Annotated in this window: 17 protein-coding genes; 11 read left to right on the top strand and 6 right to left on the bottom strand. The window is 53.7% G+C overall.

The window, feature by feature from the left end; genetic code table 11:
- Positions 1-71 precede the first annotated feature (71 nt).
- From ssuD to BLT35_RS14350, 6 genes are all read right to left on the bottom strand, one after another.
- Positions 72-1,202, bottom strand: a complete 1,131-nt coding sequence (ssuD, locus tag BLT35_RS14375) for an FMNH2-dependent alkanesulfonate monooxygenase (RefSeq protein WP_074728587.1) — start codon at positions 1,200-1,202, stop codon at positions 72-74.
- 11 nt (positions 1,203-1,213) lie between these two features.
- Entirely contained in the window at positions 1,214-2,086 is an 873-nt protein-coding gene (locus tag BLT35_RS14370) for an ABC transporter ATP-binding protein (RefSeq protein WP_083351303.1), read from the bottom strand.
- A gap of 34 nt (positions 2,087-2,120) precedes the next feature.
- Positions 2,121-3,191: a taurine ABC transporter substrate-binding protein gene (locus BLT35_RS14365; protein WP_074728585.1), complete on the bottom strand. Its 1,071-nt coding sequence runs from the start codon at positions 3,189-3,191 to the stop codon at positions 2,121-2,123.
- Between the two features lie 23 nt (positions 3,192-3,214).
- Positions 3,215-4,018: an ABC transporter permease subunit gene (locus tag BLT35_RS14360; protein WP_074728645.1), complete on the bottom strand. Its 804-nt coding sequence runs from the start codon at positions 4,016-4,018 to the stop codon at positions 3,215-3,217.
- Between the two features lie 119 nt (positions 4,019-4,137).
- Positions 4,138-4,293 carry an SMR family transporter gene (locus BLT35_RS14355; protein WP_082660873.1) on the bottom strand — a complete coding sequence of 52 codons (156 nt, stop codon included), beginning with the start codon at positions 4,291-4,293 and terminating at the stop codon, positions 4,138-4,140.
- A 94-nt stretch (positions 4,294-4,387) separates the two neighbouring features.
- Complete coding sequence (locus BLT35_RS14350) at positions 4,388-4,939, bottom strand: TetR/AcrR family transcriptional regulator (protein WP_054817497.1); 552 nt, start codon at positions 4,937-4,939, stop codon at positions 4,388-4,390.
- A gap of 319 nt (positions 4,940-5,258) precedes the next feature.
- Here BLT35_RS14350 and BLT35_RS14345 point away from each other — a divergent pair, with 319 nt between their 5' ends.
- The 11 genes from BLT35_RS14345 to BLT35_RS14295 all read left to right on the top strand — a co-directional run bounded on the left by BLT35_RS14345 (position 5,259) and on the right by BLT35_RS14295 (position 17,890).
- Positions 5,259-6,254 (top strand): ComEC/Rec2 family competence protein, encoded by a 996-nt coding sequence (locus BLT35_RS14345; protein WP_062409791.1) that lies wholly within the window; start codon positions 5,259-5,261, stop codon positions 6,252-6,254.
- Between the two features lie 281 nt (positions 6,255-6,535).
- A complete protein-coding gene (locus tag BLT35_RS14340; protein WP_074728583.1) occupies positions 6,536-7,849 on the top strand; it encodes an ABC transporter substrate-binding protein in 1,314 nt (437 codons plus the stop codon).
- A 6-nt stretch (positions 7,850-7,855) separates the two neighbouring features.
- On the top strand, positions 7,856-8,815 hold the full coding sequence (locus tag BLT35_RS14335) for a carbohydrate ABC transporter permease (RefSeq protein WP_074728641.1): 960 nt from the start codon (positions 7,856-7,858) through the stop codon (positions 8,813-8,815).
- The gene (locus tag BLT35_RS14330; RefSeq protein ID WP_074728581.1) at positions 8,805-9,644 is read left to right on the top strand and encodes a carbohydrate ABC transporter permease; all 840 of its coding nucleotides are present in this window, start codon (positions 8,805-8,807) and stop codon (positions 9,642-9,644) included. Before BLT35_RS14335 ends, BLT35_RS14330 begins: the two co-directional genes overlap by 11 nt.
- 108 nt (positions 9,645-9,752) lie before the next feature.
- A complete protein-coding gene (locus BLT35_RS14325; protein ID WP_074728579.1) occupies positions 9,753-10,457 on the top strand; it encodes a glycerophosphodiester phosphodiesterase in 705 nt (234 codons plus the stop codon).
- Between the two features lie 396 nt (positions 10,458-10,853).
- On the top strand, positions 10,854-12,395 hold the full coding sequence (locus tag BLT35_RS14320) for a class I adenylate-forming enzyme family protein (protein ID WP_074728577.1): 1,542 nt from the start codon (positions 10,854-10,856) through the stop codon (positions 12,393-12,395).
- A 16-nt stretch (positions 12,396-12,411) separates the two neighbouring features.
- The gene (locus BLT35_RS14315; RefSeq protein WP_074728575.1) at positions 12,412-13,179 is read left to right on the top strand and encodes a helix-turn-helix domain-containing protein; all 768 of its coding nucleotides are present in this window, start codon (positions 12,412-12,414) and stop codon (positions 13,177-13,179) included.
- 106 nt (positions 13,180-13,285) lie between these two features.
- A complete protein-coding gene (locus BLT35_RS14310; protein WP_074728573.1) occupies positions 13,286-14,398 on the top strand; it encodes an XdhC family protein in 1,113 nt (370 codons plus the stop codon).
- On the top strand, positions 14,395-15,000 hold the full coding sequence (locus BLT35_RS14305) for a nucleotidyltransferase family protein (RefSeq protein WP_074728571.1): 606 nt from the start codon (positions 14,395-14,397) through the stop codon (positions 14,998-15,000). Before BLT35_RS14310 ends, BLT35_RS14305 begins: the two co-directional genes overlap by 4 nt.
- Positions 14,997-17,438: a xanthine dehydrogenase family protein molybdopterin-binding subunit gene (locus tag BLT35_RS14300; RefSeq protein WP_074728569.1), complete on the top strand. Its 2,442-nt coding sequence runs from the start codon at positions 14,997-14,999 to the stop codon at positions 17,436-17,438. Before BLT35_RS14305 ends, BLT35_RS14300 begins: the two co-directional genes overlap by 4 nt.
- Positions 17,435-17,890, top strand: a complete 456-nt coding sequence (locus tag BLT35_RS14295; protein ID WP_074728567.1) for an SRPBCC family protein — start codon at positions 17,435-17,437, stop codon at positions 17,888-17,890. The genes BLT35_RS14300 and BLT35_RS14295 overlap by 4 nt, the downstream gene beginning before the upstream one ends.
- The last annotated feature ends 30 nt before the right edge of the window (positions 17,891-17,920 follow it).

Below are 17,920 nucleotides of genomic sequence, written 5' to 3'. Positions count from 1 at the left end.
TGATCAGGCGGTGCGAAAGCTGTCCGAAAATGTCGGGAAAGCCCCTCTTGTTGGGAGGGGCTTTTGTTTGTTCAAGATGATTTGGGCTTTATGTTTTCCGCCAGCAGCTCGCCCATCGGCGTCCATTCCGTTTCCTTCGGCCGTTGGGGATACGTGACGGGCAATCTCGGGAACAGCAGCTCCGAAATTCTGTACGCTTCTTCGAGATGCGGATAACCGGAAAGGATAAACGTATCGATTCCAAGAGCCGCATATTCCTTCAGCCGTTCGGCCACTTCGTCGGGGCTGCCGACCAGTGCGGTTCCAACGCCGCCTCTCACCTGACCGATTCCGGCCCAAAGATTCGGGCTGATTTCCGGCTTGTGCCGATTGTCGCGTACGAGCTGGGTCATGCGGCGCTGGCCGACGGAATCGAACCGTTCGAGCATCGCCTGCGCCTCGCGAACGTCCTCTTCAGACACATACTGTATCAGCTTCCGGGCTGCCGCCCATGCTTCTTCCGCCGTTTCGCGGACAATAATCTGGACGCGAAGTCCGAATTTGATCCGGCGGCCGAGGGCTTGGGCGCGGCTTCTCACATCGGCGATTTTTTCCGCTACCATGGCGGGCGTTTCGGCCCACGTCAGGTACGTATCGATATGCTTGGCAGCCACGGCATGGCCCGCCTCCGAAGAGGCGCCTATAAAGAGCGGCGGAGACTGCCGGCTGAAAGGGACGTATTGCAGTTTCGCCCCTTCCACCCGGATATGTTTTCCGTGGAAGGTAACGGTTTCGCCCCTCATCAGCCGTTTCCATACCGTCAGGAATTCGTCGGTCGCTTCGTAACGCTCTCCGTGTGAGAGGAAGATGCCGTCGCCCTTCATTTCGATGGGATCGCCGCCGGTCACCACATTGATCAGCAGCCGTCCGGACGACAGCCTTTCGAACGACGCCGCCATCCGGGCGGCGATGCTTACCGAAATACCGCCTGGACGGACCGCAACGAGAAACTTCAGCTTCTCCGTCGCCTGCATCAGCGCCGAAGCCACGACCCATCCGTCTTCGCAGGCGTGTCCCGTGGGAACAAGCATTCCGGAATAACCGAGCTGGTCCACCGCCTGCGCGATCTGGCGGAAATAGTGCATATTCGTGATTTTGGCGCCTTTTGTGGTGCCCAGATACCTCCCATCGCCCATCGTGGGCAAATACCAAAACATTTCCACGTCGATTCCTCCTAGTATTGTGCTGTACGGCCTCCTGCGATCAGGGACACCAAATGCTGCCGTAATGCGGCAAATTCCTTGTCGGCGCGCAGTTCATTGAACGACACGCCGCCTTCCCGCCGGAACAGCGGATTGACAAAGTCCTGCACGATCCGCCCGGGGTCCGGCTGCATGACCAAAATACGACGGCCCAGCAGAAGCGCCTCGTCCACATCGTGGGTAATGAAAAACATGCATGTAAGCGTCCGCCGCCAAATGTCGCGTAAATGCAGCTGCATCGATTCCCGGGTGAGGGCGTCCAGCGCGCTGAACGGTTCATCCATCAGTACAATGCTGGGCTTCGCGGCCAGCGTCCTCGCCAATGCGGCGCGCTGCTTCATACCGCCGGAAAGCTGATGCGGCAGCAGGTCGGCCGCCGCTTCCAATCCGACCAGGGCCAGATAGTCGGCGGCTATGCGCCTGCGCTCTTTCCGGCGGACGCCGGCCATCCGCAGGCCGAATGCAACGTTTCCGGCAATGGTCAGCCACGGGAAGAGGTTGGCGTGTTGAAAGACGACGCCAACCTGCGGATCGGGCTTCGTATGAAGCGCGCCGTTGATGCGCACCGAGCCGTCGGTCGGTTCCAAATAGCCCGCGATAATGTTCAGCAAGGAGGACTTGCCGCAGCCCGAAGGCCCCAGCACGCAAACGAACTCATCGGGTTCCAGAGCAAGGTTGATGTCCTGAAGCACATGCAGCGGTGTGGAGCCTTGACGGTACGTTAACGCAATGTCCGTCAGTCGGATCCCCGCCGTGTCCGCCGGTTTTGGAGGAGAAGCGGATAACGCCGGTCGACCGGGTTCCGTCAGGCCGGGAACGGCTGGCGATTCAACATATGCGCACATGATCATGCCACCTTTCCGAGATAGGATTGTTGCGTTACTTGGTATACAGATCGCTGCGGATGGCCTTTTGGAAGACAGCGGCATCCGGCGCGCTTTTAATGGATTTCTGCTCAACGAGGAAGTCGGCCGTTGCTTTCAGCAGCGCACCGAATACGCCCGGCTGTTCCGGCGTTCCCATATATTTGGCGTCCGTCTGCTGGGAGGCGTCGAGCACGGTAATCTCGTTCATCGCCTTGAGCGTTTCCTCCGGCGTCAGGCCAAGCTCTTTGGACAGCGACTCGGCCGCTTCCTTCGGGTGGTCGCGGTAATACTTTGTTCCTTCGTCAAGCACTTCGATATACTGTTTGACGACGTTCGGGTATTTGGCGATAAAGTCGTTGTGGACGACGCCGAATTCGCCGGTCGGTGCGCCTTGATCGGCAACCTCTTTCGAGTTGATGATGACCTTGCCGCTTGCGGCCAGCAGCTTCGATTGAACAGGCTGCCAGGTATAAGCGCCGTCGATGTCTCCCCGCTGCCAGGCTGCAAGAAGATCCGGCGCCTGCATGTCGATGATTTTGATCGTCCCTGGATCGATATTGGCTTGTTTCAGCGCCGACAGCAGGCTGAAGTGGGAGGTGGAGCCGAAGGTCGTGGCGATGGTTTTGCCTGTCAAATCCTGCAGCGACCGGATACCGGATTTCTCCTGCACGACAAGCGCTTCGCTCTCTCCGATGACGTCATGTATATAGTAGATTTGGTTCGGCAGCCCTTGGGCGATGCCCGAAGCGCCCGGCGGTGTACCGACCAGGCCAAAGTCGATGCTTCCGCTGGCGATGGCGGTATTGACGTCCCGTCCGGAATCGAACTTCAGCCAAGAAATTTTTACGCCGGGAAATTTCTTCTCTGCGAGTCCGAGAGCTTTGGCCATCAGTTCGCCGTTCGGGGATACCTGGTAGCCGATACGGATTTCTTTGGGCAGCTCTGCGTTGGGTTCGCCGGCAGATGTGGCGCCGGTACCGGTCGTTTCCTTTGTGCCGCCGCCGCAGGCGGCAATAAGCAGCAGCAGCGAAGCAATGAGGGAAACGGCGAACAAACGGGAAGATATTTTGACGAATCGGTTCATGGTTAATCGCTCCTAATCCATTGTTATTGTTCAATCCAGGGGGATACCCGCCGAATCAGCAGCCTTATCGCCAAATCGATGAGAATCGCAATGATGCCCATAATGATGATCACGGCATAAATAATATCGCTTCGCAAATATTTGCTGGCATCCAGCACCATCCAGCCGATGCCCGAAACGGCTGCGACCATTTCCGCCGCCACGAGGGTGGCGTAGGTTACTCCGACCGCCGTCCGCAGGCCGGTTAACAGATCGGGCAGACAGGAAGGGAAGATGACAAAGAGGTACAGGCGGAGTCCGTTCGCGCCTAACGAGCGGGCTCCGTTGATCCGGTCGACGGGAATGCGGCGGGTGCTGTACACGGCGGCAATGAACATCGGGGCGAAGCCGCCGAGGAACAGCAGAACAATTTTGGACGTGTCCTGAATCCCGAACCAGAGCACCAGCAGCGAGTAATAGGCAAGCGGCGGAAGCGGCCGGTAAAACTCGATGAACGGATCGAAGATGGCGCGGAGCAGACGATTTCTCCCGCAGACAATCCCAAGCGGCACCGCTGTAAGGAAGACCAGGATCAAGGCGAGGAAAATCCGCCGGAAGCTTGCGCCGATATGGGCAAGCAGGGTCGATCCTTTGTAACCCTCATGGACGATATCGGCGAATGCCGACCATACCTCCGAAGGGGAGGGAAGGAACAGCGGGTTTACCCACGCATGGCGGCTGGCTATCCACCATAACAGCAGGACGGCGATGACCGAGCAGGCGGAAATGGCGAGATAAAAGCCATTTCCCGGGGACGACCGGCGGCCGTTGGATTGGCGGATTTTGATGGCCACACGATCACATCCTTTCGTTCGAAACTTATTAATCAGATTGAAATAGTAGGTTTTTGTGGCAAAATGACGAAATAAGGCGCAGTCCGATCATGCCCGCAGCGATGGCGCTTAGTTTAGAACAGCTTCCGTTTGCTGTATGTTTCATGGAACAGCAGGATGCCTGCCGCCACGGAACCGGCTGAGCCGATTCCTGTGAATACGGCGCAAGCCGTACCGATCGGGAGGAGACAGGCCTGATTGGCGTAAAGGCGCAGCTCCCTGCAGCGCAAACCGGCGGGATGCCCCCCGGTACCGTCGCCGGAAAGCCGTGGGAGCTTTCAGTCCGGGCGCCCGAGCCCGCCAAAGTACACGTACGGCCGCCCCCTACGGTTGCGGTTCACGGCTCTCCACCTTAGTCAGCAGGTAGGCCAGCACTTCGGAACGAAGCTGATCGTCGAGCGGAGCGAACCCGAACAGCTCGCAAAAGAATAATCCGTCCGCCGCCAGCCGGGCAACCGTCGCTTCAACCGGGTCTTTGCATTCCTCCGTCATCCGGCTTTGCCAGAGCAGGTACCGCTGCCGCATGGGTTCAAGCAGATTGGGTTGATTCGCGGCGGCCGCCAGAATACCGAAACTCATCTCCAGATCCTCCTTGCTGATCTCGAACGTCTTGATCAGATACGCCTGCGCCCACCGGTTGTTAAGCGCCGTGTTGCGGGCGGCTTCTTCATCCGTGTCCGAATCGAACCGGTCCAGAAAGTCATCCAGGGCAGCCTGAATCAACGCTTCTTTCGTGGGAAAGTGATAGAGCAGACCGCCTTTGCTAACGCCCGCCTCTTTGGCAACGGCATCCAGCGTCAGATGGGAAGCCCCCAACTTTCTGACCAGCCGGCAGGCTACCTGCAAAATCGTGGTGCGTTTCGAATTTCGGTTCATGGCTCACCTCCATAATTTACTATACTGTCCGGACGGTACAGTCGTCAATACAAAATTCGTATAATTCCTATATATAAAATAGGGATTAGATACGGCCTGCTCAATGAATTCGCTTCGAAACCGATGCGGGAAATCCCGAGAGAAGCCTGGCTACCTATCGTTCTATAGCGGTCCGTTCATGCGGGAAGGTTCCGCGCGCGGTCCAAGATATGTTTTACACTCCATTAACACTGTCCTAACAATCGAAGGTTAACCTTAGAACGTTATCCGCTTGTACTGTGCAAGGCTTGGATATTCATTTGGTTGCAGGAGGTGATGAATGATGGAGCACAAAAAGAATCGGTTCCGGCGATTGAAGCTGACAGGTATCGCGGCTGTGACGGCTTTGCTGCTGTTCGTGTCCTGTACGGGCGAACCGAGCACAAGCGGGGGGGCGGCTGAAGGCGAATCGTTTTCGAATCCGGTAAAGAAAGCGGCGTTTTATGACACGTCACTGCATCAAGACAAACTGGCCATCCGATACTTTGACCTGGAAGCCGGGGAAAAATCGGGTGACGCCATCCTGCTTACGGCTCCTGACGGCAGGCAGCTGCTTGTCGATGCCGGTATTCCATCCGCCGGACCGCAAATCGAGGAGAGGCTTAACAAGCTTGGCATCCATAAGCTTGATGCGGTTCTCAGCACCCATCCGCATATCGATCATATCGGCGGGTTAACCACGCTTCTTCTGACGAAACCGGTAGGGGCATACTATCACAACGGAATTCCTCACGATACGGAAACGTACAGGAAGGTGCAGAAGCTGCTGGAGGATAAGCGCATTCCGCAGACGAAGCTCCTTGAAGGAGACCGGCTTTCGTGGGCATCGGATGTAACGGTCGAGGTGTTGAATCCTCCGGTCGGCACAACGCCCGGGTCTTTCGAAAAATGGGGAACCGAGGAGTTGAATAATCATTCGCTGGTGCTGCTGATTACCCATGGGAGCAACCGCATTCTTTTGACAGGCGACTTGTACAAAAACCAGGAATACGCTCTCGTCGAGAAGTATGGAGATCGTCTGCAGGCCAAGCTGCTGCACGCCCCGCATCACGGAGACATGACCTCTTCGTCCGGCCCGTTTATTAGAAGCGTTCGGCCGGAGATTGTAATGATCAGCGCGAATGTTTTGCAAAGCCTGGATATTCTTAAACGCTATGAGAAGGAAAACGCGACGGTATACAGCACCGGATTGAATGGAAACGTCTTGTTTGTGTCCGACGGTGAAAAGGTGACCGTGTATCCCGAGCAAACTCGTCAAAACATTACAAAACCATAACAATACCATAACATTCTCATAACAATCGGGTAGTAGACTGGGATTAATCTTGATTCCGTTGGTAGCACAAGATTCTGCTTAAAGCTCCATGCCTGATGCTTACAAGCGGGATATGGAAACAATTTCATAATGAAGCGGACGGGTGGAGACGATGAGAAAACCCAAAAGCGCGCTGCTTACGATGTATTTTGTAGGGGGTGGTCTGTCTTTTGGTCGGGTTTCTTGAAGTCTCTTTTTTAATTTCCAATGATTTTTACTAGTGAAGGGAGCCGAAATGCGGCATGAAAATGAAAAAATGGATGACAGCGATGGCAGCCGGTACACTGGCGGCGAGCTTGGCTGCCTGCTCCGGCGGAACAACGACGGAAGGAACGGCTCAGGCGGATGCCGGGTTGAAGGATGATACTACTCCGGTAACCATTCAATACTGGCACTCCCATGCCGAGGCCCAAATGGAAGGCTTGAACTACATGGTCGCCGAGTTTAGCAAGAAATATCCCCATATTACGGTAGAACCCGTTTTCCAAGGCGCTTACGCCGAACTCCATAAAAAGCTGCAGGCAGCCGTTGCGGCGGGAGACGTGCCGGCCGTTACCAACGTGGAAGTATCCTCCCTGCCGAACTTTGCCAACAGCGGTGTATTCGCCGATTTAACGCCATGGATTCAAAGAGACAAGGTGCAGTTGGATGACTTCTCCAAAGGGATGCTGCAGGCTTACGCATATAACAACAAGCAGTACGGCTTCCCTCTGATTGTCAGCACAAGCGTATTCGTGTATAACAAAACCTTGCTGGATCAGCTGGGCGTGCAGCCTCCGCAAACGTGGAGCGACATTGACGCCTTCAACGAGAAGGTGACGCAGAAGGAGAATGGAAAGACGGTTCGCTATGCCTTCTCCGTGCCGGGCTGGGATACCTGGTACTACGATCCGTGGCTGGTGAACGGCGGAGGAACGATCCTCACCTCCGATATGAAAAAATCGGCTGTGGAGACACCGGAGTCACTACGCTATATTGAAAAATTCTATAAGTGGAAAAATGAAGGGCACATGCATATCGGATATGGAAAAGGGGCATCCGACAACATGCGGCAAATGTTCCTGAACGGTCAGATCGCCATGGTTCAGCACACGTCCGCCATGCTGAAAATGTATCGGGAAAATGCCGGGTTTGAAGTGGGCGTATCGTTCCTGCCGGGTGACAAACAGCGCACCTCCAATATCGGGGGAGCGGGTATCGTCATGATGGAGCAGGAGGATGCGAAAAAGAAGGAAGCCGCCTGGAAATTCATCGAGTTCATGACGTCTTCCGAACACAATATTAAGTGGGCCGAATCGGTTGGCTATTTGCCGACGCGCAAATCGGCGATTTCCTCGAACGAAGGCAGCGAATATTTCAAAAGATGGCCGCAGTATAAAGCGGTATTCGATAATTTCGACAGCGTGACCCCTCGCCTTCAGCATCCGGCTTATCCGGAATTCAGCAAGCAGTATTTGGAAGTGATGGGGAAAATGGCGTTAAACAATGAAGACCCGGTCCCCCTGATGAAGGAAGCCGCTAACAAAATAAACGATATCTTGGCGGATTTCGAGTAAATGAACATGAAGAAGGAATGGCATGCTCATCACAGCGGGAAGGCGGCGTCCGTTACGGAAGCCGCTTCCTCCCGCCGCCGATCCGGTCCCCTACGGTGGGAAGCCCTGAAGGATTTTTCGTTTGCTTTGCCGGCATTGGGATTTTTAGGTCTCTTTTTGTACTATCCGCTCTTCTATTCCATTTATATCAGCTTCACAAACTGGAACATGACCCGTCCCATCAAAAAATTTGTCGGGGCGGACAATTATGTCCGATTGTTAACCAGTGAGGATTTTTACCAATCTTTGAAGGTCACCATGATCTATACCGGGATGGACGTCGTGTTCACGCTGGTCGCGGGATTGCTGCTGGCGCTGCTGTTTAATGTGGCCAATTCCCGCTTTTACGCCTTTATGCGCGGCGTGATCTTTCTGCCCTATTATGTATCGATGGTCGTAGCCGCGATGGTATTTATTTGGATTTATAACAATCAATACGGTTTGCTTAATTATCTCATAGGCATGCTTGGATTCGAGCCGGTCAATTGGCTGGTGGATCAAAAGACGGTGCTTCCCGCGCTTGTGGCCGTTTCCGTGTGGAAAGGCGCGGGCTTTGCGATGATTTTATTTATCGCCGGTATGCGCGGCATACCGTCAGAATATTATGAGGCGGCGTCCATCGACGGTGCCGGCCGGTACCATTTATTCCGTCATATTACGCTGCCTTTGCTGTCGCCTATGACATTATTTCTGGTGATCACGACATTCATCTCATCCATGCAGGTATTCCAATCGGTAGACATTATGACGAACGGAGGGCCGCTGAAGGCGTCCAACGCATTGGTCTACTGGATTTACACCATGGCGTTCGACGAATTCAAGACAGGGCGGGCTATGGCCTTGGTCATCATTTTGTTTGTGATGATTCTGGCGCTTACTCTTGTACAATGGATGATCAGCCGAAAGAAGGTGCATTATGAGGGGTAGCCGAAACCGTCTGACGGCCGCGGTAAGAGCCGCAGCTGCGGTCATCGTGACCTTGCTCATGTTCTTTCCTGTGTTTTGGATGCTGGTAAGCTCCCTGAAGACCCAGTTTGAAATGAGGTCGGCCATTCCGACATTATGGCCCCAATCGTTCGCATGGGAAAATTATATGGCAGCCTTTCAGGTGATTCCCTATGCGCGTTTTTTCGGCAACACGCTCATCATGTCCCTCGGGATGGTGGTGCTGCAATTGAACGTATCGCTCATGGCGGCGTACGCCTTTGCCAAGGGGCGTTTTCCGGGAAGGGAGCCTTTGTTTTTCCTCGTGCTCGCAGCTATGATTGTTCCGGATCAGGTCACCTTCGTGCCCGTATATGTCATGATGTCCAAGCTGGGCTGGCTGGACACCTATTGGGCGCTCATCGTCCCGCACGGCGCATCGGCATTCGGCATCTTTCTGCTTCGTCAGGCGCTGAAGTCCCTCAATAACGATGTATTGGAAGCGGCCCGCGTCGACGGTGCCGGCCGGTTCGGGTTGCTGTACCGCATTCTGCTTCCTATGGCGCTTCCGACCGTTGTGACGCTGGGCGTTCTCATTTTTATATCCGGCTGGAACTCCTACTTCTGGCCGCTGATCATGACCAATTCCAACGAGATGCGTGTATTGACCGTCGGGATTGCCATGCTGCGCGATTCCATCGCCGGCAACGAAGCCATGGAGTTTCATATCATCATGGCGGCGAGTGTGATGGCGATCATCCCTATTGTGATTATCTTTTCGCTTATGCAAAAGCATATTGTGGCCGCTATGGCCAATTCAACCTTTAAATAAATATACCGCGGCACAAATTCGGGAGATATGGTAACAGGTAGTAGTAGGCTGGCAGGGGAAGGCTGCTTCGGAATCATGGAATAGTTCATAATATGGAGGTAGTGATGGATGGAAATCAAAGGCTTAGCCCATCGAGGATATCCTCAAAAATTCCCGGAAAACACAATACGCGGCTTCCGAGCCGCTTTGGAGCTTGGTTTTACCCACGTGGAGCTTGACGTGCATCTGACACGCGACGGGGTTCCCGTCGTCATTCATGACCCCAGCGTCAATCGGACAACGAATGGGCAAGGACTCGTCAAGTCTTATACGCTTCAGGAGCTTCGCGAGCTGGATGCGGGGGATGGCGAGCGCATTCCGACATTGGAAGAAGCGTTGCTGTTCGCCAAGGACAGAATGATTGTTGATATAGAGCTGAAGCAAACCGGCGATTTTTATCCGGGCTTGGAAGAAGCGGCAGTGGATGTGATCCGGCGCACCGGGATGGAGAAGCAGGTTATTGTGACTTCTTTTGACCACTATGCCGTCGAACGGACGCGCAAGCTGCATAACGGGCTTGATTTGGGGCTGATTATTTATGGTGCAGCTCCGGCGGTTTTCCCGTATATGAAGGAATGGAACATCCGTTACTTGTCGATGAAGTACGTTTTTTTGACACAGGCCTATATGGAAATGTGCCGGGCCGAGAACGTTCAATTGATCGTCTGGACACCGGACGACGAGAAGACGCTAAGCTCTTTGACCGCTTATTCCGACCTGCTGGTCTGCACGAACAATTTGGAGGGCTGGGCGGCTGCTTTGAGGCAAGCTTAGCATTACTGGTATGTCATCGGAGACTGCTGTAAAGCTGAAAATAAATTGAACATTTTCCCCGCTTTATCGCGACCACTGCAACGAGCGCCGGGAGAGGCGCGCGTTGGGACTGCACGGCGGTGGTCAGACAGACCCCATCAAAAGCTTCATCTAAACCACGAATGGTTCTTCCTCGAAAGGGCTTCGCTTCAGAAGCTCTTTTCTTTCGATCGGCCGAATGTGAAAGCGATATTAGCCTCAAGGCAAGAGGGTTTTTGCCGGTCATTAACGAATGTTTATTACAGAAAGGAAAAAAATGTGATCGGTTTCTAAAAGACCGAATATCAAAATTACAAAAACTGTAGTGCCGCCATCATTGTACAATAGAAATAACAAACGTTTGAGGAGTCGGTCACAATGGATTTGGGAACAGCGTTTGATTATGCCATTGAGAGATACCCGAACAAAATCGCTCTTGTGCAGGACCATAAAGTGTTGACCTTTCAGCAATTGAATGAAGAAGTAAACCGGCTGGCCTTTTCTCTTCAAAAACTGGGAATCGTCAAGAGGGACCGGGTTATGGCGCTGCTCAAAAACCGGCTGGAGACGGTTTGTTTGTTTTGGGCCGTACAAAAACTGGGCGCGATCTTTACGCCGATTAACCTTCGCCTTTCTCCCGAGGATACGCAGTACTGCATCAATGATGCGGAACCCAAAATCGTTGTATACGAGAAATTCAGTCAGCGCTCCGTTCAATGCGCCAAATTTAATGAGCGTCCCATTCTTATCAGTCTCGATCCGGATGAAGGCGACCTTTCTTATCAGGAGTTGATTTCCAGAGGGATCGGCGATTTTTCCGGTTTTTCCCATAATGATAGCGACGATATAGCCGTCATGCTGTACACTTCAGGCACGACCGGGGTGCCCAAGGGGGTCCCGAGATATCACAAAAATGAATATGCCTCCACGATGGCGCACATTATCCAAAACCGCTATGAAATATTCGACAGCACGCTGGGGGCCATGCCTTTATATCACACGATGGGGATCCGCTCGCTTCTTTCCATGTGCGTATTGAACGGCAAATATGTGCTATCCCCGGACTTCGACGTTCGAAAAGCCCTTGCGCTTCTGGCTGAAGAAAAGATCACCTGCCTCTATATGTATCCGAGCATGTACCTGGAATTGTTGAAGGATCCCCGTTTTTCAGATTTTGATCTGTCCTCTCTTCAGAAAATCGGCTATGCAGGTGCACCGATGTCTGCGGCGCTAACCAAAAAGTGTTTTGAGATGTTAAAACCGGCTCACTTTATCAATCATTATGGGAGTACGGAAATCTATACCTTCACCACCTGTTCGAACCTGGATAAAAAGCCGGGATGCGCCGGAAGGCCCGGGATTCATCAAAAAATCCGGCTGGTTCCAACCGACGGCTCCCAAGCCTCTTCTTCCGATACCATCATCCGCCCGGGAGAAATCGGGGAAATCACGGTCCAGGCCGAATCGATAGAAGCCTTTAAAGGGTATTGGAACCGGCCGGACGCAACTAGAAAAGCGATCCGGAATCATTGGTATCATACGGGCGATTTGGGATACTTTGATGAAGACGGAGATCTGTATGTGGTCGGCCGAGTGGATGAAATGGTGATTTCGGCGGGAGAAAACATTGCTCCTACGGAAGTGGAGGAGGTTTTGCTTCAGCACCCTAAGGTATGGGAAGTCGTAGTTATGGGTGAGGAGGATGAACGCTGGGGACAGATTGTTGCCGCATTCATCGTACCCAAAGACAGCAGTCTCACGGCCCAGGAGCTCGATCAGTTCTGTAAGCAGCATCCCAAGCTGTCCAATTTCAAACGGCCGCGGAAATACGTTTTTGTCAACGAGATTCCAAAAAGCCCTTCGGGAAAAACGCTGCGCCGCGAATTGCGGAAAGAACATTTAACGATCACGGAATTATAAGGCAGGAGGGACGGTCTTGACTGGACTACTGATTGTAGACGATGAAGCGGAAAGTCGCCAAGCCATTCGTTTAATCATTGAAGAAAGCCAGTACAACTACCTCTCCGTTTATGAAGCGGCTTCTGCCGAGCGGGGGTTGTTTCTGTTAAAGCAAAATCAGCCGAACATCGTCATCCTGGATTTGTCTTTGCCCGATTTGGACGGGATCAAGCTGGGGAAAAAGATGATGGAAATGAATCCGAAGGTTTCGATCATCGTAGCGACGTATTTGAAAATGTTCGAAACCGTACAAATGGCCATAAACGCAGGATTTTCCAAATATTTTCTGAAACCGCTTACTGACACGGAGCTGCTTACGGCCTTGGACGGCCTTCTGCTTCCGGGGTTAATGATGGAAACCAATTATTTGGGGACCCCGCCATCCCCCTCCAAACCGGTCGAGATGGATCTCGGAAATCCGATTCAAAGCGTAATCCGGTATATTCACAACCATTTCTACGAACCGATTACCTTGAACGAAGTGGCCGATTGGGTGTATCTTAGCGCTTCTCATTTCAGCCGTTTGTTTAAAGCGGAGATGGGCGTTACGTTTATCGAATACTTGACGAAATACAGGGTGGAACAATCGAAGCGGCTTATCAAAATGACCTCGCTGCCGATTGAAGTCATTGCGAATAATACCGGATTTGCGAATGCCGGCTATTTTGCCACAACCTTTAAGCGGCTGGAAGGGAAGACGCCTACAGAGTACCGAAGCTTGTTTTCCAATTTAATGAATAATTAGCATAATTGTTAAAATGAGATTAAAGCAATAACAAAACCGTTCCTGACGAATCTTTTTTACAATAAAAATACGGACTCGCAGAGACGACGAGTGAGGTGAATGACACATGCTTGAGATCGCGAAAGCGCTGCAGCAATGTTGGACGAACAAGGAACGAGCCGCATTGGCGACGATTGTGGATGTGGATGGTGCGGCATACCGGCGGGAAGGAGCAAGGTGTCTGGTCCTGGAAAACGGGAGCGTCATCGGAACGCTCAGCGGCGGCTGTGTAGAGGGGGATTTGCTCGAGCATGCGCGGCAGGTGATAGACACGGGCATCCCCCGGGAGATCCGCTATGATTTCAGGTCGGAAGGCGACCTGTTCTGGGGATTGGGAGTGGGCTGCAATGGCGCCCTGACGATTTGGCTTCAGCCTTTTGACCCCGTGCATCGACCCGAACAAGCGCAGCGGCAGCTGCAAGCGTTTGAACAAAGGGTGTCCGCTCTTAATGAATATACATCGGGCCTGGTGCTGGAATCGAAAGATCCGGCCCGGGTTCCGGCGGGCTCATACTTGCTTTTAAACCGCGGGGAAACGGAATTCGGGGATCCTGCCAGTGCCGGTGTAACGTGCGGACTTGCGAACAATACGGTACACGGCGTTTCCGTTAAGCTGTTTGTAGAAACGGTGAAGCCCAGGCCCAGATTGATGATATTCGGGGCCGGTGCAGATGCCGTTCCGCTGGTGGAGGGAGCCAAGAGGCTTCACTGGCATGTGACCGTAGCGGACCATCGCCAGGATTACCTCGATCGGGATCATTTTGCGGCAGCGGATGAGCGTGTGCTGATGTCCCGACATCAATATTCGCATATGTCCGTTATGAATGAAGCTTATGTTGTCGTGATGACGCACAACTACGAGCTGGACCGCATGCTGGTTCAATCGCTGCTCCCCGGTTCGATCTCGTATTTGGGGGTGCTGGGATCCCACAACCGGATTCAGCGTATGCTCGATGAGATTCAGGCGGACTGTGGAGAGCTGAACGAGGAGTCATTGGAAAAGCTTCACTCCCCTGTCGGTCTGGATATCGGAGCGGATTCGCCGGAGGAGATCGCTTTAAGCATTCTATCCGAACTGGTTTGCCGCAAAAACGCGCGCAGCGGCCAATCCCTCCGGCTGCGCAAGGGGCTCCTGCATGAACGGCAGTATAGCGGCGGGCTTCTCGTGGTGAACCTATGAAACGATCGGTATGGTTAGTCATCCTTGCCGCCGGTTATTCCAGACGCATGGGCATGCGGAAGCAGCTTCTGCCGATTGGGGAGGAGCCGATGCTCCGCTATGTGGCCCAAAAAGCCCTGCGTGTAAAAGCGGCCGGCGTCGTCGTTGTCGTTAATGCCGAATTTCCCGAACTGGCCGCCGCCATTCACGATTTGCCTCTGGTCGTCTTGTCCAACTCCGAGTCCCATCTTGGGATGAGCTCCTCTCTCCGTTTAGCGGTGGATTACCTCGCCCGCGTATCGGCGGATGCGGGATGCATGCTGCTGGCGGATCAGCCGGGAATGGATCCGTCCGTCATCGAGCAAGTGCTGGCGGATTACGAGAACAGCGGGGCGCCGATAGTCCAGGCCGCGTATCAGGGCAAGCCGGGTCACCCCGTATTGTTTAGCCGGACGGTATTCGATGAATTGCAGCAGGTCACCGGCGATCAAGGCGGGCGGGAGCTGATCAAGAAATACGCGGAGGCGCGGCGGCTGGTCCATGTGCCGGCAGCCGAGCCGGAAGATATTGATGTCTATGAAGACTATGAAAGACTGAAGGAGAAGGGAGGCTTCCATCGATGAATCCGAATCGAATTGGCCGGCCGATGTCCCGGGTGGAAGATGCCAGACTGACTTCGGGACAGGGCACCTACATTGAGGACATGAATCCGCTTCCCAATATTCATCATGCGGCGATCCTGCGCAGCCCGTATCCCCACGCAAAAATCAAAGCGATTCGAACGGACAGGGCGGCGCAAATGCCGGGGATAAAGGGGATTGTTACCGGACAGGACATTGCGGGGATGACAGCGCCGTTCCCCGTAGGAGTTACCGCGCCGGTAAAATATTATTCGCTGGCCGTCGGGAAAGTGCGATTTGTAGGCGAGCCTGTCGCTGTGGTCGTAGCGAAAAACCGGTATTTGGCGGAGGATGCGCTTGAGGCGATTGAAGTGGAATACGAACCGCTGCCTGCCGTGGTTGACATTGAAGAAGCGCTGGAAGCGGATGCCCCGCTGCTCCATGAGGAGGTCGGCTCCAATGTCGCCAATCATCGTACTTTTGATTACGGGAATGTGAATCAAGCTTTTGCTGAAGCGGATATCGTATTAAAGCATAAGTTTCTGTATCCAAAATACAGCGCCACCCCGGTAGAGACCTATGGGGTGATTGCCCATTACGAGTCCAGCGGCAACCATTTGACAATCTGGTCGAATTTTCACGGGCCCTTCACGCTGCAGTCGGTGATGGCGGCCGCGCTGCAAATGCCGAGCAATCATCTGCGGATCATCATCCCCAAGGATGTGGGCGGCAGCTACGGCATCAAATCGGGCGTATTCCCTTACATGGTCCTGATGGGAGTGGTCTCCAAAAAGCTCGGGCTGCCGGTCAAATGGATCGAGGACCGTCAGGAGCACCTGATGGCCAGCTCCAGCGGAACCGACAGGGTGACCTGGATCGAGGCGGCGGTGCGAAAGGACGGAACCGTAACAGGGTTGAAGATGAAAATGGTCGATAACGTCGGCGGCTACATCCGGGCTCCTGAGCCGGCCTGCCTGTATCGAACGCACTCCAACAGTACCGGAGCGTACCGGATTCAAAATCTGTTTATGGAAACCATCGCCGTCATGACAAACAAGTGCCCTACGGGTCTGATTCGGGGATATGGCGGTCAGCAGCTGTATTTTCCGCTCGAACGGATCATGCAAATGGTCGCCGACAAGCTTGGAATGGATCCGGCGGATGTCATCAGACGAAATCTGATTCGGGCGGAGGAATTTCCTTATCATACCGCTTCCGGAGGGATATACGACAGCGGAGATTATCACGCTGCCTTTGAGAAAGCTCTGGAGAGCGTCGATTATAGGCGGTTCCGGGAGCGTCAGGCGCAGGCCCGTAAGGAAGGCAAATATCTGGGAATCGGGTTGGCGTGTATCGTAGAACCTTCCGGATCGAATATGGGGTATATCACTATTGCCCTCACTCCGGAGCAGCGGGCGAAGTCACTGCCCAAATCGGGATGCGCCGAAGGGGCCACCGTATCGATCGATCCCTCAGGCGGGATTTCCGTCCGCATCAGCACGACGCCAACCGGTCAAGGCCATGAAACGGTTGCGGCCCAAATCGTAGGGGAAGTGCTGGGCGTAGATCCGCGGTCAGTCCGGGTGATTGCCGAGATGGATACCCTGACGAGTCCCTGGTCGGTGGCATCGGGGAGCTATTCCAGCCGGTTTGCCCCGATCGGGTCAAGCGCCGTTTATCAAGCGGCTGGAAAAATTAAACAAAAATTACTGTATATTGCTTCTGGTCAAATGAACAAGCCGACAGAGAGTCTGGACATTCAGAACGGTAAAGTGGTGGCCTTGGACGATCCGCAGCAGCAAATTTCATTGAAAAGACTCATCGGCTCGGCGCACTGGAACCCGCAGGGCCTGCCGGCGGGGGTGGAGCCCGGCATCCATGAAACCGCTTTTTATTCCATCCCGACTGCGCTTCCGCCGGATGAGAACGACTTTGTTAACGGTTCGGCCACCTACGGCTTTGTGGCTGATGCGGTCACGGTCGAGGTCGATGCGGATACGGGAGAAGTAAAGATCCTCGACTATATCACGATTCATGATGCCGGCAAACTGCTCAATCCGCTTATCGTTGACGGTCAAATTATGGGAGGATTGGCTCACGGGCTCGGCGGAGCGTTATACGAAGAGTTGGTATATGATCAAAACGGTCACTTTCTTACCGGAAGCTTCATGGACTACTTGTGCCCGACGGCGACCGAAATGCCGAGGGTGACGATCAAGCATTGCGAAACGGCTTCCCCGCTGACGCCGTTGGGCGCCAAAGGCCTGGGCGAGGGGAACACCATGAGCGCCCCGGTTGTGATCGCGAATGCGGTTGCCGACGCTCTCTCGCCTTTGGGTATCTCGATTGACAGCTTGCCTTTGTCGCCGAATCGAATATGGACTTTAATGCAGGAAGCCCGAAATAGAACGAAGTTGTTAAAGGAGGAACCGGTTATATGAACGGCAGTGGTGAAATCAGCTTGAATGCGCCTATCGATCAGGTATGGAACAAATTAATGGATCCCGATGTGCTGGCAGAGTGCATCATGGGATGCAAGAAGCTGGAGCTGGTGGAGGAAGGAAAATACCGTGCGGATCTTACGGTCGGTATTGCGGCGGTAAAGGGAAAATATGACGCGACGATCACGCTGGCCGATGTGCAGGCCCCGGCCAGTTACAAGTTAATTGTGCATGGGGAAGGAGGGCCGGGCTTTCTGGATGCGGAAGGGCAGCTTCGGCTGACCTCGCTGGACGATGGAAAAACGGCGCTCTTTTACAGCTATAACGCGGAGGTCGGCGGGAAAGTGGCAGCGATCGGGCAAAGAATGCTGGGTGGAGTGGCGAAGCTGATTATCAGCGATTTTTTCAAAAAAATAAAAAAAGAAATTGAAAATGACCAACAATCGGCGTAGGAACGGTTCTAAAGCATAGAACACAAGCCT

Origin of the sequence: Paenibacillus naphthalenovorans (genome assembly GCF_900099895.1) — a bacterium.
Taxonomy (GTDB): domain Bacteria; phylum Bacillota; class Bacilli; order Paenibacillales; family NBRC-103111; genus Paenibacillus_G; species Paenibacillus_G naphthalenovorans.
This window is presented reverse-complemented; position numbering and strand designations above follow the sequence as displayed.

Bases quoted from the DNA above. Each gene is read 5' to 3' on its own strand.
- BLT35_RS14370 (WP_083351303.1), bottom strand. From the start codon at position 2,086: ATGTGCGCATATGTTGAATCGCCAGCCGTTCCCGGCCTGACGGAACCC.
- BLT35_RS14365 (WP_074728585.1), bottom strand. From the start codon at position 3,191: ATGAACCGATTCGTCAAAATATCTTCCCGTTTGTTCGCCGTTTCCCTC.
- BLT35_RS14350 (WP_054817497.1), bottom strand. From the start codon at position 4,939: ATGAACCGAAATTCGAAACGCACCACGATTTTGCAGGTAGCCTGCCGG.
- BLT35_RS14345 (WP_062409791.1), top strand. From the start codon at position 5,259: ATGATGGAGCACAAAAAGAATCGGTTCCGGCGATTGAAGCTGACAGGT.
- BLT35_RS14340 (WP_074728583.1), top strand. From the start codon at position 6,536: ATGAAAATGAAAAAATGGATGACAGCGATGGCAGCCGGTACACTGGCG.
- BLT35_RS14335 (WP_074728641.1), top strand. From the start codon at position 7,856: ATGAAGAAGGAATGGCATGCTCATCACAGCGGGAAGGCGGCGTCCGTT.
- BLT35_RS14330 (WP_074728581.1), top strand. From the start codon at position 8,805: ATGAGGGGTAGCCGAAACCGTCTGACGGCCGCGGTAAGAGCCGCAGCT.
- BLT35_RS14325 (WP_074728579.1), top strand. From the start codon at position 9,753: ATGGAAATCAAAGGCTTAGCCCATCGAGGATATCCTCAAAAATTCCCG.
- BLT35_RS14320 (WP_074728577.1), top strand. From the start codon at position 10,854: ATGGATTTGGGAACAGCGTTTGATTATGCCATTGAGAGATACCCGAAC.
- BLT35_RS14310 (WP_074728573.1), top strand. From the start codon at position 13,286: ATGCTTGAGATCGCGAAAGCGCTGCAGCAATGTTGGACGAACAAGGAA.
- BLT35_RS14305 (WP_074728571.1), top strand. From the start codon at position 14,395: ATGAAACGATCGGTATGGTTAGTCATCCTTGCCGCCGGTTATTCCAGA.
- BLT35_RS14300 (WP_074728569.1), top strand. From the start codon at position 14,997: ATGAATCCGAATCGAATTGGCCGGCCGATGTCCCGGGTGGAAGATGCC.
- BLT35_RS14295 (WP_074728567.1), top strand. From the start codon at position 17,435: ATGAACGGCAGTGGTGAAATCAGCTTGAATGCGCCTATCGATCAGGTA.